A 13943-nucleotide genomic window follows, 5' to 3' on the forward strand; every position below is an offset into this window, starting at 1 on the left:
GGTGGTGCACAGCCGGCCAGCGAGGCCGGGTCCGTCAGTAGTCGGCCAACCGGGCCGGCCACGCCGAGGAGGTCTTGCGTGCTCAGCGCCTTCCGCTCGGCTCTTGCGACGCCTGACCTACGCCGCAAGATCCTCTTCACCCTCGCGCTCATCGCGGTCTACCGCCTTGGCGCGACTCTGCCTTCGCCCGGGGTGTCGTACCCGAACATCCAGCAGTGCATCCGCGAGGCAGAGGGTGACAACGCCAACAACATCTACACCCTGCTGAACCTGTTCAGCGGTGGTGCGCTGTTGCAGTTGTCGATCTTCGCGCTGGGCATCATGCCGTACATCACCGCGAGCATCATCATCCAGCTGCTCACCGTGGTCATCCCGCGGTTCGAGCAGCTGCGCAAGGAGGGTCAGGCCGGTCAGGGCAAGCTGACCCAGTACACCCGGTACCTCACCATCGCGCTGGCCATCCTGCAGGCCACCGCGTTCACCGCGCTCGCCGTGCGGGGTCAGCTCTTCCAGAACTGCACCCTGGACATCATCCCGGACAAGGGCATCTTCGGCCTGATCGTCATCGTGATCACGATGACCGCGGGCACCGCAGTGATCATGTGGCTGGGTGAGCTGATCACCGAGCGCGGCATCGGCAACGGCATGTCCCTGCTGATCTTCACCATGATCGCGGCCCGGATCCCGGCCGAGGGCGCCAACATCCTGCGCCAGGGTGGCGTCACCTTCACCATCATCTGCGTGTTCGGCCTGGTGATCATCGCCAGCGTCATCTTCGTGGAGCAGGCGCAGCGCCGGATCCCGGTGCAGTACGCCAAGCGCATGATCGGTCGCCGGATGTACGGCGGCACCTCGACCTACCTGCCGCTGAAGGTGAACCAGGCCGGTGTCATCCCGGTCATCTTCGCCTCCTCGCTGCTGTACCTGCCGGACCTGATCACCCGCCTCACCGCCTCCACCGGTGACCCGAGCTGGTGGCAGATCTTCCTGCGCGACCAGGTGGTCAACCAGCGCAGCTGGGTGCACATCGCGCTGTACTTCATGCTGATCATCTTCTTCACGTACTTCTACGTCGCGATCACGTTCAACCCGGACGAGCGCGCGGACGAGATGAAGAAGTTCGGCGGCTTCATCCCCGGTATCCGCCCCGGCCGTCCGACGGCGGAGTACCTGCAGTTCGTACTGAGCCGGATCACCCTGCCGGGCTCGCTCTATCTGGGCATCATCGCCGTGTTGCCGAACTTCTTCCTCGGTGTCACCGGCGATGGGCAGAACCAGAACTTCCCGTTCGGCGGCACCGCGGTGCTGATCATGGTCGGCGTCGGCCTGGACACGGTGAAGCAGATCGAGAGCCAGCTCATGCAGCGTAACTACGAAGGGTTCCTCCGCTAGTGCGACTCGTTCTTGTCGGCCCGCCCGGAGCGGGCAAGGGTACCCAGGCCACCGTGCTCAGCCAGAAGCTCGGCGTGCCGCACATCTCCACCGGCGAGCTGTTCCGGTACAACGTCGGCCAGGAGACCGCTCTGGGCAAGGAAGCCAAGCGCTACCTGGACGCCGGTGAGCTGGTGCCGGACTCGGTCACCAACTCCATGGTCCGGGAGCGGCTGGCCGAGGCGGACGCGGTGAACGGCTTCCTGCTCGACGGCTTCCCGCGCAACACCGCGCAGGCCGACGTGCTGGGCCAGATCCTCAAGGAGAACGACGAGGGCCTGGACGCGGTGCTGGAGTTCGCGGTGCCGGAGGACGTCGTGGTCGAGCGCCTGCTCGCCCGCGGCCGGTCCGACGACAACGAGGACGTGATCCGGCGGCGCCAGCAGGTGTACCGCTCGGAGACCGCCCCGCTGCTCGACTACTACAGCAACATCCTGCTGAAGGTGGACGCGGTGGGCACGGTCGAGGAGATCACCGGCCGCGCGCTGGACGCGCTCAACAACCGTAGGTAGAAGGGCGGGGCCCGTGCTCAGGCGCGGACGCGGAATCGAGATCAAGACGCACACCGAGCTGGAGGCCATGCGGGCCGCCGGCCTGGTGGTGGCCCGCACCCTGGCCGCGGTCGCCACGGCGGCCAAGGCCGGGGTGAGCACCGGTGAGCTGGACGAGCTGGCCGAGCAGACCATCCGGGACGCCGGCGCGGTGCCCTCGTTCAAGGGCTACCACGGCTTCCCGGCCTCGATCTGCGCCTCGGTGAACGAGCAGGTCGTGCACGGCATCCCGAACCGGGAGCAGGTGCTGGCCGAGGGCGATCTGCTGTCGGTGGACTGCGGCGCCATCCTGGACGGCTGGCACGGCGACTCCGCGGTGACCCTGGCCATCGGCACGGTGACCGAGCAGGAAGTGAAGCTGTCCAACGCCTGCCGCGAGTCGATGCTGGCCGGCATCGCCGCGGTGCGCCCGGACAACCGGCTCAGCGACATCAGCCACGCCATCGAGACCGCAGTGCTGGCCGCGGCCAAGCGCGACGGCCTGGACTACGCGATCGTCGCCGACTACGGCGGCCACGGCATCGGCAGCCAGATGCACATGGAGCCCTTCCTGCCCAACCGCGGCAAGCCGGGCAAGGGGCCCAAGCTCAAGGTGGGCATGGCCATCGCGGTCGAACCGATGGTCACCCTGGGCAGCGACGACACCGTCGAACTCGAGGACGGCTGGACCGTCATCACCGACGACGGTTCCCGGGCCGCGCACTGGGAGCACAGCGTCGCGGTCACCGAGAACGGCCCCTGGGTGCTCACCGCCCTGGAGGACTGAGCAAGCACGCGTGAAGGGCGCCCCGGAGCTTCGGCTCCGGGGCGCCCTTCGTCGTTCACTTGGCGGGGATCCGGCGCACCACTGGCCGGAACTCCTGGTAGACCCAGACCGCCGGGAGCGGCACGTCGTCGAAGTGGCCGGGATCCTTGGTCAGCACCGTCTCCCTGGCCAGCAGGCTGCCGTCGGTCTCGTCGAGCACCAGGGTGATCCGGACGGGCTTGCCGAAGCCACCGGGGGCATCCACGTCGTCGATGGTGATCGCGAGGCCCCGCCGACCGGCGTGATCGGTGGCCCGGCCGGGGCTGTTCAGATCGGTCACGGTCGCCAGCTGGCGCAGCACCCAAGCCCGCTGGCGCGGGTTGAGCGCCCGGGTGCCGAACAGTTCGGCGACCCGGTAGAAGGTGTGGCCGCGCAGCACCGGACCTTGCCACAGCCACGGGCCGAAGGCGGCCTCGTCCTGGGGAATGGCTCCCAGGTAGTTGTCGTCCTTGCCGCCCGGCCGGTAGTGCTCGAACGTGGGCGGGCCACTGCCGTGGGGGCGGCCGAGCAGGCGGGTGCCATCCGGTTCGGTCACCACCTCCAAGTCGATGGTGCGCTGCTGGGTCGCGGTGGAGCGATCGACCGGGCGGTCCAGGACCCAGGTCACCGACCGCACTTCCTCCCAGGCGCCCAGCCCCACCGAGTCCGGGATGGCCTCGACCTTCGCGGCGAGTTGGCGCAGCAGGTCCGCGGCCGGTGGTTGACCGGGCCCGATGGGCTCGACCACCAGTGGGTTGAACTGCTGGCCCCCCGCGGACTGGAGGCCGGAGTCCAGCAGGGTCACCCCGATCGCGGTCCCGGCGACCACGGTCGCCGCAACCAGTCCCACCGCCAGCAGCCGCCGCCGGGGCAACGACCTGGGGCGAGCCGCGGGCCGCACGGGCAGCTGGGTGACGCCGGCCGGCTCGGCCAGGATGCGGCGCAGGTCCGCCGCCCGCTGTTCCAGCGTGGGCAGTCCGTCCCCCGCTGCCGGGTCCAGTGCCTGGTAGTGCAGGCGCAGCTCGTCCTCGACGCCCCTCATCGGATTCCTCCAGTCCCCGGCAGGGCCGGGATCAGTTCGATGTGCCGGGCGCGCAGCCGCCGCCGCAGCCGGAGAAGGCGCATGGCCAGCGCGGCCGGGTTGCAGCCCAGCACCGCCGCGGCCTCGCGGCTGGTCAGGCCCTCCCAGGCGATCAGCCGCACCGCCTCGCGGTCGGGTTCGGGCAGCTGGTCGAACAGCCGGGCCACGGCCAGCCGGGTCTCGGTCTGCTCGGCGTGGTCCGGCGCCTGGCCCGGACCGGCGTGCGCGGCTACCCGCTCTACCAGCGCGTTCGCTCGCTGGGCGCCGCGGAAGGTGTTGGCCAGCACCCGCCGGGCCACCCCGTACAACCAGGGCAGCGGCAGCGGACTGCGTTCCAGCTCGGCGAAGCGGCGCCAGGCGGTCAGGAAGACCTCGGCCGCCGTGTCCCGGCAGTCCAGTTCCGGCGCCCGGCGGCGCACGTACCGGGCGATGTCCTCGTAGTGCAGCTGGTACAGCGCGGTGAAGCGTTGTTCGGGCTCGTTCATCGCACCCCCTTTCACCGCGGTCTGTGTCCGGCCCGGCCCCGGCCATAACACCCCATCCACCGGATCTGCGAACATCACCGGTGTGAGTGAGCCGATGCCGTACGAGCGGATGCGGATCTCCGACGCCGACCGGGAGGCGGTGGCCGGGCGGCTACGCCAGGCCCAGGGCGAGGGGCGGCTCACCCTCGGCGAGTTCGACGAACGGGTCCGGCTGGTCTGGGCCAGTCGCACCTACGGCGAGCTGGCCGCGGTCACCGGCGATCTGCCGGACCTGGCCACCCAGTCCCCGGTGCCCGCCGTCCCGGCCCCGGAGCCCCGGCCGCGACGGTTCTTCCGGGCGGTGCTCGGGGTGTACCTGTTCGCGGTGCTGATCAACCTGGTGATCTGGGGCCTGGTCAGCGTGACCGAGCTGGAGCTGGCCTACCCGTGGTTCCTCTGGGTGGCCGGGCCGCCCGGGGTGGTGGTGCTCACGCTGTACCTGCTCGGGCGACCTCCGCCGGACGGGCGTTGACGCGCGAGTGGCCTACGCCCACGGGACCCCCTCGAATCCGCATCGCGGATGACGACCGGGGACCGATCACGCTGGCACGCTGGCCGGCGTGAGTGAATCAGTGCGGGTCTGGCTCATCGCCAGCGCGGTCATGATCGCGGTGTGGGCGGGCACCTCGCTGCTGTCCGCCGCCGCGGTCTACCCCTGGTTCCTCTGGCCGATCGGCATCTGGGGGGCCATCGAGTTGTTCAGCTGGATGAGCAAGCGGGACGGCCGGCGGCCCGGCTGAACCGGCCCCGGTTTGGAGACCAGCGCATACTGCGCCTACACTGGAGCGACGGCGCATCTGGTTGTGCCCGTTCCGACGTGCCCGTGGCTGTTCTTCAGCCGCCTGGCGACCGGTTCTCCGCACTTCAGTGCGCATCCGGCGGTCATCCAGGGTCTCGAAGGTAGCGGGTTCCTCCGGTGCCCGTGAACCGCCTGATCAGGGGTTTTTCCGCCCTGGTCGGGTTTGCCAGATCATCACCGTCACGAAACGCGGAGGACATGGGCAAGAAGGACGGGGCCATTGAAGTCGAGGGCCGCGTAGTCGAGCCGCTCCCCAACGCGATGTTTCGCGTCGAGCTGGAGAACGGCCACAGGGTCCTTGCACACATCAGCGGCAAGATGCGGCAGCACTACATCCGCATCCTGCCCGAGGACCGGGTAGTCGTGGAGCTTTCGCCCTACGACCTGTCCCGTGGCCGCATCGTCTACCGCTACAAGTGACCTCCACGGTGTCCTGGTGCCCCCAGGACACGCGGCCAAGCAGGAGTGCACGACCGTGAAGGTCCAGCCGAGCGTCAAGAAGATCTGCGACAAGTGCAAGGTGATCCGCCGTCACGGGCGGGTCATGGTGATTTGCGAGAACCTGCGTCACAAGCAGCGTCAGGGCTGATCACCCGCACTTTCGTTCGCTGATCCCGGACGACAAGCAACCACAAGCCTTCCCGAACCTGTCCGGTACCGCGGTACCGCGACTGACCCCCGGACTTCAGGCCGGGGCCCGCGAGCAGTTGAGTCGACTCGCGGGGCGGTCGGGGAGAAGACCTGGAGCTACGACGAAGGAGAAAGTCGCCGAATGGCACGACTCTCTGGCGTCGATCTTCCCCGCGAGAAGCGGTTGGAGATCGCGCTGACCTACATTTTCGGTATTGGCCGGACCCGCTCCCGGGAGATCCTGGGCGCCACCGGCCTGAGCGCCGACCTGCGTGTTCGCGAACTGACTGACGACGACGTCGTCAAGCTGCGCGAGTACATCGAGAACCACTTCAAGGTCGAGGGTGACCTCCGCCGCGAGGTTCAGGCCGACATTCGCCGGAAGATCGAGATCGGCTGCTACGAGGGGCTGCGGCATCGCCGCAACCTGCCCGTGCGAGGCCAGCGCACCAAGACCAACGCGCGCACCCGCAAGGGCCCGAAGAAGACGGTCGCCGGCAAGAAGAAGGCCGGAAAGAAGTAACCTCGCGCTAGCTAGGAGATCACCGCAACATGCCACCGAAGTCCCGTACGGGCGCCGGGGTCAAGAAAATCCGGCGCAAGGAAAAGAAGAACGTCTCTCATGGGTTCGCCCACATCAAGAGCACGTTCAACAACACGATCGTCTCGATCACGGACCCGGCCGGGAACGTGATCAGCTGGGCGTCCGCAGGCCACGTCGGCTTCAAGGGCTCCCGGAAGTCGACGCCGTTCGCCGCCCAGATGGCCGCCGAGAACGCGGCCCGCAAGGCCGCCGAGCACGGCATGCGCAAGGTCGACGTGTTCGTGAAGGGTCCTGGCTCCGGCCGGGAGACCGCGATCCGTTCGCTGCAGGCCGCCGGCCTTGAGGTCGGCACTATCCAGGACGTGACCCCGCAGCCGCACAACGGCTGCCGCCCGCCCAAGCGGCGCCGGGTCTAAGCGCGGGAAGGAGTAATTCACGATGGCTCGTTACACCGGTCCCGCGACTCGTAAGTCTCGTCGGCTCAAGGTTGACCTCATCGGCGGCGACCGCTCCTTCGAGCGCCGTCCGTACCCCCCGGGTCAGCACGGACGGACTCGCATCAAGGAGTCCGAGTACCTGCTGCAGTCGCAGGAGAAGCAGAAGGCTCGCTTCACCTACGGCGTGCTGGAGAAGCAGTTCCGTCGTTACTTCGAGGAAGCTCGGCGCGTCACCGGCAAGACCGGTGAGGCCCTGCTGATCATCCTCGAGTCGCGGCTGGACAACGTCGTTTACCGGGCCGGCCTGGCTCGCACCCGGCGCCAGGCGCGCCAGCTGGTGAACCACGGCCACTTCCTGGTCAACGGCAAGAAGGTCAACATCCCGAGCTTCCGGGTGTCCCAGTACGACATCATCGACGTGAAGCCGAAGTCGCTGCCGACGCTGCCGTTCCTGGCCGCGAAGGAAGCCCTCGGCGACCGCGGGGTGCCGGCCTGGCTCCAGGTTGTTCCGTCGACGCTGCGTGTGCTCGTGCACTCGCTCCCGGTCCGCGCGCAGATTGACACGCCGGTCCAGGAGCAGCTCATCGTCGAGCTCTACTCGAAGTGACGTGACCCGGGGCGACCGTTTCGACGGTCGCCCCGGTACTGCGTCTGACCGTCGGCACGAATGGTGTGCCTGCGGTGCAAGCCCAGTACGGCGTCAAATAGCGGGCGCCGACAGGTAAAGGAGTTCCACAGTGCTTATCTCCCAGCGGCCCACGCTGGCCGAGGACACGGTCAATGAGACCCGCTCCCGGTTCGTCATCGAACCACTGGAGCCGGGCTTCGGCTACACCCTCGGCAACTCGCTGCGGCGCACGCTGCTGTCCTCCATTCCGGGGGCGGCCGTGACCAGCATCCGCATCGACGGCGTGCTCCACGAGTTCACCACGGTGCCCGGCGTGAAGGAGGATGTCACCGACATCATCCTGAACCTCAAGGAGCTGGTCGTCAGCTCCGAAGAGGACGAGCCGGTCACCATGTACCTGCGCAAGCAGGGCCCCGGTGAGGTCACCGCTGGCGACATCGTGCCGCCGGCCGGTGTCACCGTGCACAACCCCGACCTGCACATCGCCACCCTGAATGGCAAGGGCAAGCTGGAGATCGAGCTCGTTGTCGAGCGCGGTCGCGGCTACGTCCCGGCCATGCAGAACAAGCAGGCCGGCGCCGAGATCGGCCGGATTCCGGTCGACTCGATCTACTCGCCGGTGCTGAAGGTGACGTACAAGGTCGAGGCCACCCGTGTCGAGCAGCGCACGGACTTCGACAAGCTGATCCTGGACGTGGAGACCAAGCCGTCGATCACCCCCCGCGACGCGGTGGCATCGGCCGGTAAGACCCTCGTCGAGCTGTTCGGCTTGGCCCGTGAGCTCAACGTCGACGCCGAAGGCATCGAGATCGGCCCCTCGCCAGCCGAGGCGGACACCATCGCGGCTTTCGCGATGCCGATCGAGGACCTGGACCTCACCGTCCGGTCCTACAACTGCCTCAAGCGCGAGGGCATCCACACCGTTGGCGAGCTGGTCTCGCGCAGCGAGGCGGACCTGCTCGACATCCGCAACTTCGGTGCCAAGTCGATCGACGAGGTCAAGCTGAAGCTGGCCGGCCTTGGGCTCGCGCTCAAGGACAGCCCGCCTGGGTTCGACCCGTCCGCGGCGGCCTCGGAGTACACCGGTGAGGGCTGGGCGAGTGGGCACGTTGACACGGGCCACGACGATGGCCAGGACTACGCGGAGACGGAACAGCTCTGAGCTGTCCGTCCACTGTGGACGCTGACACGTCACAGCGTTGAGCTTGATCTAGAGGAGTAACCGATGCCCACGCCCACCAAGGGAGCCCGGCTCGGTGGGTCCCCGGCCCACGAGCGGCTGCTGCTGGCCAACCTGGCCACTCAGCTGTTCCAGCACGGTCGGATCACCACCACCGAGGCCAAGGCGCGGCGGCTGCGTCCGCTCGCCGAGAAGCTGATCACCAAGGCCAAGCGCGGCGACCTGCACAACCGCCGCGAGGTCATGCGCACCGTCCGCGACAAGGACGTTGTGCACAAGCTGTTCGCCGAGATCGGTCCGCACTTCGCGGAGCGTCCCGGTGGCTACACCCGGATCATCAAGTCGATGCCGCGCAAGGGCGACAACGCCCAGATGGCGATCATCGAACTGGTCGGGGAGAAGACCGTCACCGCTGAGGCGGAGAAGGCCCGCGGCACCAAGTTCGCCAAGGACGCCGCCAAGGTCGACGCCACCACCGGCGCCGAGGTCGTGGACACCACGGCCGAGGAAGCCGCGGAGACCAAGGCCGAGACCACCGAGGACACCAAGGCCGAGGCCGAGGAGGCCCCCAAGGCCGAAAATGTCACCGAGGTCAAGGCTGAGGACACCGAGGCCAAGGACGCCAAGTCCGAGAAGTGACGACTGAACTTCAGTCCGCCGAGCCCGCCATTCCCACTGGGGATGGCGGGCTCGTGCGCGTCCGCCTCGACCTGGGCTACGACGGCACCGACTTCTCCGGCTGGGCCAAGCAGCCCGCCCGCCGCACCGTGTGCGGGGTGCTGGAGGAGGCCATCTCCCGGGTGCTGCGCCGGGAGATCACGCTGACCGTGGCCGGGCGCACCGACGCCGGGGTGCACGCCACCGGCCAGGTGGCCCACCTCGACCTGCCCGCCGAGTACGACGTGCCCGGCCTGCCGCGCAGGCTGGCCAGGTTGCTGCCGGCCGATGTGCGGGTCTTCGCCGCCAGGGTGCTGACCCCGGACTTCGACGCGCGGTTCTCCGCGCTGCGCAGGCACTACGAGTACCGGGTGGGCACCGCGCCCTACGGCGTGCCGCCGCTGGACGCTCGCCGGATCGTCTCGGTGCCGCGGCAGCTGGACCTGGCCGCGATGAACGAGGCCGCCGCGCTGCTGCTCGGCGAACGCGATTTCGCCGCCTTCTGCAAGCGCCGCGAGGGCGCCACCACCGTCCGGGAACTGCAACGGCTGGAATGGCGGGTGGAGAGCGAGCACGTGCTGGTCGCGGCCGTCTCCGCGGACGCCTTCTGCCACTCCATGGTGCGCAGCCTGGTCGGCGCGCTGCTCGCGGTCGGCGAGGGCCGCAAGCCGGTGAGCTGGCCGGCCGAACTGCTCCGGTCCACCGAACGCGCCAACGGCGTCACAGTGGCCCCCGCGCATGGGCTGGTGCTGGTCCGGGTCGACTACCCGGCCGACGCCGACCTGGCTGCCAGGGCCGAGATCACCCGCAACGTGCGCGTGCTGCCCGGCTGCCGCTGAGTTCCCGCGGCAGCCGGTCTTCCCACGTCAGTCGCCGCGGCGGACCGGGCCGAGGATCTGCTGTTCCTTCGGGGTGGTCACCAGTCGCAGCGGACGCCACAGGTTCGCGCCCAGCGCCACCACGCCGTCGTCCTTGAGCTGGGTCAGCTGGTTCACCATCGGCGGTGGCAGCCGCCAGATCCGCCCGGCCAGCTGGGCCTGACCCACCGGCAGGCGCTGCATGAGCACCAGGTCGGCGTTGTTCGCGGTGGCCGAGGCCTGCGGGTGCAGGTACGGCAGCACGTAGAGCGTGGTCTGCCAGGCCGAGCGGGGCGGGAACATCTCCTGCGGCACCGCGCCACCGTCGTGCACCACCAGCAGCGGCCCGTCCTCCGAGGCCCTCGGCAGTTCGATCGGGGACAGCCTGCGGATCTGCACCAGCGGCATCTGCTGTGCCTCCGGGCCCTGTCCGGCGGCCCTGGTGAGCATCTGCCAGGCCTGCGGACGGCCGGTGGCGATGACCACCCAGGCGCCGATCGCCATCGCCCGCAGCGCCACCTGGCGGGCCAGGTAGAGCCCGCCCACCGAGACGATCCGGGTGGGCTGGTTGCGCAGCACCGAGACGGTCAGCGGCTCGCCCTTGACGCCTGAGCCGAGCACCATGCCGCCGCGGTCGCCGGAGGGGCTGATCGCGTCCAGCATCTCGGGGGCGACCAGGAACTCCGGCGCGACCCCGAGGTCGGCCGCCTTGTTCTCCATCATGCGGCTGCTCATGTGTTCCCTCCCAGCGGCAACGAGGCGGCGAAGGCGTCCAGCTGCTGGCCCCGCAGCGGGGTGAGGGTGATGCCGATGTGGTTGCTGACCTGCTGCAACCGCGCGTCGGCCGTCTCCAGTTCGGCGGGGTTGCGGGCACTGACCCGCACCAGCCCGCGCAGGCCGACCTGACCGCTCTCCCCGCTCGGCGCGATCGCCACGGACACCGTGGAGGACAGCGCGCGGATGCCGGTGAGCACGTTCAGGCTCTGCGCCACACCCTTGTTGGACCAGCTGGTGATCGCGTAGCTGGCGTGCCCGATACCGGCCGCGGTGACCCCGGTCCAGCCCTCGACCAGGCTGACCGGCTTGCCGGTGCCGGTGGCACTGCTCAGCTCGGCCGCGGAGGTCGCCGAGCGCAGCAGCTCGTCGGCGTCCAGTGGCCGGATCGGCACGCCCCGCGACTCCAGCGCGTTGCGCACCCGGGAGACCGCGCCGATCAGCGCCCGGTGCGCGCCGACCACGCCGCCACCGCGTTCCCGCACCGCGGCGGGGCAGCGCTTGGGGTCCAGCCGGACCGCGATCCAGGTGGTGCGCCGGGCGGCCGCGGGCAGCGGGCCCAGCACCTCCAGGTAGGAGGCCAGCGCGGGCGAGGACGGCGGCAGCGCCGCGCTGCCCGGGTAGCAGTGCGTGATGACCTGGATCGAGTCCAGCACCACGCCCCGGTCCTCCAGGCAGGGCGCGAGCGCGCTCAGCGGCAGCGGCGGGGTGGCGCCCACGTGCGAGACCATCTGCGGCGCCGGGTCGACCAGCAGCAGCGCGGTCCAGGTGCCCTCGTGCCAGGCCAGCCCGATCGGCCGGTCCTCGTGGTCCTTGCTGTGCGCGACCACCAGGTCCGGGAAGGCCAGCCGCAGCAGCCCGACCCGGACGTCCTCGGTGCCGGTGACCTTGGCGTCGGTGTCGGCGGCCGAGACGGCCCGCTCCGGCGGCACCGGGTGCGCGACCCTGGTGTGCGAGCGGAACCGGAAACTGGTGGTGAGTCTGATCCACTGGGTGAGCCAGCGCCCGCGCCAGCGGGTCAGCGCGAGGATGAGCGCCAGCCCGGCCACGCCCGCGCCCACCGGCAGCAGACTGGTGTTGACGGCCAGCACGACCAGCCCGAGCGCGACGCCGACCTCGAGCACGATGAGGTTGGCCACCGGCAGCGCCCCGAGGGTGGCGCCGACCTCGCGCCGCCGGGCCCGCATCACGGTGCGCACGGCGCCGGCCATGGCCGCCGGGTTCGGCGGCGCGGGCGGACGCTGCTGGGCTGACTGAGGTGTGGTCACGGACATCCGCCCTCTGTAGTTCCCCTCGTGGGCACGAAAACGCTCCCCTGATGGACCTGGCATGTGGCAGCCGGTGGACGATATACGTGCGCCGGGCTCCGCCGAAGGAGTGTCGGGTTCCCCCAACAGCACCCACGCGACCCGCCGAACCGGCTATCGTGCCGAACCGTACCGCGACCGGGAGAGCAGCAGGCCGAGAATGCCCTCAACACCTACCACCAAGTCCCAGGTTCACGCGTACCAGTTCGTGATTCGCAGGATGGAATCCGCGCTGGTCCGCAAGGACGCGGTGATGTTGCACGAACCCACCCGAACCCAGACACGCGCGACCGTGGTCGGGGCGATCCTCGCCGTGGTCTGCATGCTGGGTTTCTACGTATTCAGTCTCCTCAGCCCCAAGGGCACGTTGCCGAACGAGGACGGCATCGTGATCAGCAAGCAGTCGGGCGCCGTGTATGTGGTGATGAACAGCCCGACGAGGATGCTGGTCGCGACGCCGAACCTGGCCTCGGCCAAGCTCTTGCTGGTGGCCAAGGGCGGCAGCGCCGGAGCGGGCGCCGCGCCCAGCACGGTGGATGAGTCCGCGCTGACCGGAATCTCCAGGGGCGCTTTCACCGGCATCCCCGGCGCGCCCGAGTTGCTGCCCACCGGCGAGCAGATTGTTTCACCCGATTGGGGAGTCTGCGATCAGCTGACCGTGGACCAGAGCGCGGTGCGCGGGGACGAGAAGCCCGCGGTGGACACCACCGTCTTCGGCGGCGTGACCAACCTGGGCCGCAAGCTCAAGGAGAGCGAGGGGCTGCTGCTGAAGGCCCCCAACGGGAACACCTACCTGGTCTTCGCCAGCGATCCGGAGAAGGGCCTGCCCGGCGCGGGCGCGGTGCGCGCCAGGATCGACCTGACCAACAAGGTGATCACCAGCGCGCTGCGGATCAGCAACCCGACGCCGCGACTGGCCTCCACCGCGCTGATCAACTCGATCCCCGAGGTGAACGAGCTGAAGGCGCTGGAGGTCCCGGACAAGGGCAGCAGCATCAGCGCGTACACCATGACCGGTGGCCGCAAGGTCGGCGATGTGGTGCGCACCCAGCGCGCGGATTCCAGCTACGCCTACTACCTGCTGCTCAAGGACGGCGTGCAGCAGATCCAGCAGGCCGTGGCCGACCTCATGCAGACCGCCTCCAGCGCCAGCGGCGGCTGGCCGTCGGTGTCGCTGGCCGATGTGAACAACGCGCCGAACACCCAGAACCCGGTCGAGATGAAGGACTTCCCGAAGATCGTCCCGACTGTCGTGCCGATCTCCGAGCAGACCACCACCTGCCTGAACTGGGGCGTGCAGAACAACAAGCCGGTCACCTGGGTCGGCCTGGCCAACGCCACGCCCACCTCGGATCCCAACCTGAGGCCGGTCGAACTGGCCCAGGCCGATGGCAGCGGGGACAAGGTCGACAAGTTCTTCATGCCGCCGGGCAAGGCCGCGGTGGTGCGCAGCGCGACCTCGGAGAACAACTTCAACTCCGGCCCGATCTTCCTGGTCTCCGACCGCGGCGTGCGCTTCGGCATCCCGGACAAGAAGACCGCGGAGGGCCTGGGCCTTGGCGCCAACTACGCGCCGGCGCCCGAGGTCATCCTGCGCACGCTGCCGACCGGGCCCATCCTGGACCCGAAGGAAGCCGCCCGGATGTTCGACGCGGTGGAGCTGGACGAGACCGGCGGCAAGCGCCGGGTGATTCCCACGCCCAATCCGGCCTCGGGCGGCTGAGCCGCTTTCGCCCGGACGGGAACCGGGCACGCGGGC

The 13943-nt window shown here is 69.4% G+C and carries 18 protein-coding genes; 14 read left to right on the top strand and 4 right to left on the bottom strand.

The genetic code is table 11. From position 1 onward, the window contains the following. Nucleotides 1-78: 78 nt before the first annotated feature. The 3 genes from secY to map are packed head-to-tail and all read left to right on the top strand — an operon-like array spanning nt 79 to nt 2748. Complete coding sequence (secY, locus tag MZC64_RS03295; RefSeq protein ID WP_247755563.1) at nt 79-1392, top strand: preprotein translocase subunit SecY; 1314 nt, start codon at nt 79-81, stop codon at nt 1390-1392. Then, complete coding sequence (locus MZC64_RS03300) at nt 1392-1943, top strand: adenylate kinase (protein ID WP_247755564.1); 552 nt, start codon at nt 1392-1394, stop codon at nt 1941-1943. The genes secY and MZC64_RS03300 overlap by 1 nt, the downstream gene beginning before the upstream one ends. A 13-nt stretch (nt 1944-1956) precedes the next feature. Beyond that, on the top strand, nt 1957-2748 hold the full coding sequence (map, locus tag MZC64_RS03305; protein ID WP_308300951.1) for a type I methionyl aminopeptidase: 792 nt from the start codon (nt 1957-1959) through the stop codon (nt 2746-2748). Nucleotides 2749-2803: 55 nt separating this feature from the next. On the opposite strand, the gene MZC64_RS03310 is transcribed toward map, so the two are convergent. Continuing rightward, nucleotides 2804-3808, bottom strand: a complete 1005-nt coding sequence (locus MZC64_RS03310; RefSeq protein ID WP_247755565.1) for a hypothetical protein — start codon at nt 3806-3808, stop codon at nt 2804-2806. Then, nucleotides 3805-4332, bottom strand: coding sequence for an RNA polymerase sigma factor (locus MZC64_RS03315; protein ID WP_247755566.1), 528 nt, complete (start codon nt 4330-4332; stop codon nt 3805-3807). The genes MZC64_RS03310 and MZC64_RS03315 overlap by 4 nt, the downstream gene beginning before the upstream one ends. 82 nt (nt 4333-4414) lie before the next feature. On the opposite strand from MZC64_RS03315, the gene MZC64_RS03320 reads away from it, so the two are divergent. From MZC64_RS03320 to truA, 10 genes are all read left to right on the top strand, one after another. After that, nucleotides 4415-4843, top strand: coding sequence for a DUF1707 domain-containing protein (locus tag MZC64_RS03320; RefSeq protein ID WP_247755567.1), 429 nt, complete (start codon nt 4415-4417; stop codon nt 4841-4843). A gap of 88 nt (nt 4844-4931) precedes the next feature. Continuing rightward, the gene (locus MZC64_RS03325) at nt 4932-5111 is read left to right on the top strand and encodes a hypothetical protein (RefSeq protein WP_247755568.1); all 180 of its coding nucleotides are present in this window, start codon (nt 4932-4934) and stop codon (nt 5109-5111) included. A 257-nt stretch (nt 5112-5368) separates the two neighbouring features. Continuing rightward, nucleotides 5369-5590, top strand: coding sequence for a translation initiation factor IF-1 (gene infA / locus MZC64_RS03330; protein WP_029136093.1), 222 nt, complete (start codon nt 5369-5371; stop codon nt 5588-5590). Nucleotides 5591-5645: 55 nt separating this feature from the next. Beyond that, nucleotides 5646-5759: a 50S ribosomal protein L36 gene (gene rpmJ, locus MZC64_RS03335; protein WP_010148647.1), complete on the top strand. Its 114-nt coding sequence runs from the start codon at nt 5646-5648 to the stop codon at nt 5757-5759. A 183-nt stretch (nt 5760-5942) separates the two neighbouring features. Then, nucleotides 5943-6323 (top strand): 30S ribosomal protein S13, encoded by a 381-nt coding sequence (gene rpsM, locus MZC64_RS03340; protein ID WP_185000400.1) that lies wholly within the window; start codon nt 5943-5945, stop codon nt 6321-6323. Nucleotides 6324-6352: 29 nt separating this feature from the next. Further along, nucleotides 6353-6760 (top strand): 30S ribosomal protein S11, encoded by a 408-nt coding sequence (gene rpsK, locus MZC64_RS03345; RefSeq protein WP_185000398.1) that lies wholly within the window; start codon nt 6353-6355, stop codon nt 6758-6760. 22 nt (nt 6761-6782) lie between these two features. Next, a complete protein-coding gene (rpsD, locus tag MZC64_RS03350) occupies nt 6783-7388 on the top strand; it encodes a 30S ribosomal protein S4 (protein WP_185000396.1) in 606 nt (201 codons plus the stop codon). Between the two features lie 130 nt (nt 7389-7518). After that, nucleotides 7519-8571: a DNA-directed RNA polymerase subunit alpha gene (locus MZC64_RS03355; RefSeq protein ID WP_185000394.1), complete on the top strand. Its 1053-nt coding sequence runs from the start codon at nt 7519-7521 to the stop codon at nt 8569-8571. 63 nt (nt 8572-8634) lie between these two features. Next, nucleotides 8635-9228, top strand: coding sequence for a 50S ribosomal protein L17 (gene rplQ, locus MZC64_RS03360; protein WP_247755569.1), 594 nt, complete (start codon nt 8635-8637; stop codon nt 9226-9228). After that, nucleotides 9225-10085: a tRNA pseudouridine(38-40) synthase TruA gene (gene truA, locus MZC64_RS03365; RefSeq protein WP_247797657.1), complete on the top strand. Its 861-nt coding sequence runs from the start codon at nt 9225-9227 to the stop codon at nt 10083-10085. Before rplQ ends, truA begins: the two co-directional genes overlap by 4 nt. A gap of 27 nt (nt 10086-10112) precedes the next feature. On the opposite strand, the gene MZC64_RS03370 is transcribed toward truA, so the two are convergent. Both MZC64_RS03370 and eccE read right to left on the bottom strand, forming a co-directional pair. Beyond that, nucleotides 10113-10838, bottom strand: a complete 726-nt coding sequence (locus MZC64_RS03370) for a hypothetical protein (RefSeq protein WP_247755571.1) — start codon at nt 10836-10838, stop codon at nt 10113-10115. Then, nucleotides 10835-12016 carry a type VII secretion protein EccE gene (gene eccE / locus MZC64_RS03375; protein ID WP_247756244.1) on the bottom strand — a complete coding sequence of 394 codons (1182 nt, stop codon included), beginning with the start codon at nt 12014-12016 and terminating at the stop codon, nt 10835-10837. Before eccE ends, MZC64_RS03370 begins: the two co-directional genes overlap by 4 nt. 328 nt (nt 12017-12344) lie before the next feature. Here eccE and eccB point away from each other — a divergent pair, with 328 nt between their 5' ends. Further along, complete coding sequence (gene eccB / locus MZC64_RS03380) at nt 12345-13907, top strand: type VII secretion protein EccB (RefSeq protein ID WP_282104634.1); 1563 nt, start codon at nt 12345-12347, stop codon at nt 13905-13907. Nucleotides 13908-13943: the final 36 nt, after the last annotated feature.

The organism is Crossiella sp. S99.2 (assembly GCF_023094165.1).
GTDB lineage: Bacteria > Actinomycetota > Actinomycetes > Mycobacteriales > Pseudonocardiaceae > Crossiella.

Excerpts from the sequence above, each read along its gene's own strand:
- MZC64_RS03310 (WP_247755565.1), bottom strand. The coding sequence starts at position 3,808 with ATGAGGGGCGTCGAGGACGAGCTGCGCCTGCACTACCAGGCACTGGAC.
- MZC64_RS03315 (WP_247755566.1), bottom strand. The coding sequence starts at position 4,332 with ATGAACGAGCCCGAACAACGCTTCACCGCGCTGTACCAGCTGCACTAC.
- infA (WP_029136093.1), top strand. The coding sequence starts at position 5,369 with ATGGGCAAGAAGGACGGGGCCATTGAAGTCGAGGGCCGCGTAGTCGAG.
- rpsM (WP_185000400.1), top strand. The coding sequence starts at position 5,943 with ATGGCACGACTCTCTGGCGTCGATCTTCCCCGCGAGAAGCGGTTGGAG.
- rpsK (WP_185000398.1), top strand. The coding sequence starts at position 6,353 with ATGCCACCGAAGTCCCGTACGGGCGCCGGGGTCAAGAAAATCCGGCGC.
- rpsD (WP_185000396.1), top strand. The coding sequence starts at position 6,783 with ATGGCTCGTTACACCGGTCCCGCGACTCGTAAGTCTCGTCGGCTCAAG.
- rplQ (WP_247755569.1), top strand. The coding sequence starts at position 8,635 with ATGCCCACGCCCACCAAGGGAGCCCGGCTCGGTGGGTCCCCGGCCCAC.
- MZC64_RS03370 (WP_247755571.1), bottom strand. The coding sequence starts at position 10,838 with ATGAGCAGCCGCATGATGGAGAACAAGGCGGCCGACCTCGGGGTCGCG.
- eccB (WP_282104634.1), top strand. The coding sequence starts at position 12,345 with ATGCCCTCAACACCTACCACCAAGTCCCAGGTTCACGCGTACCAGTTC.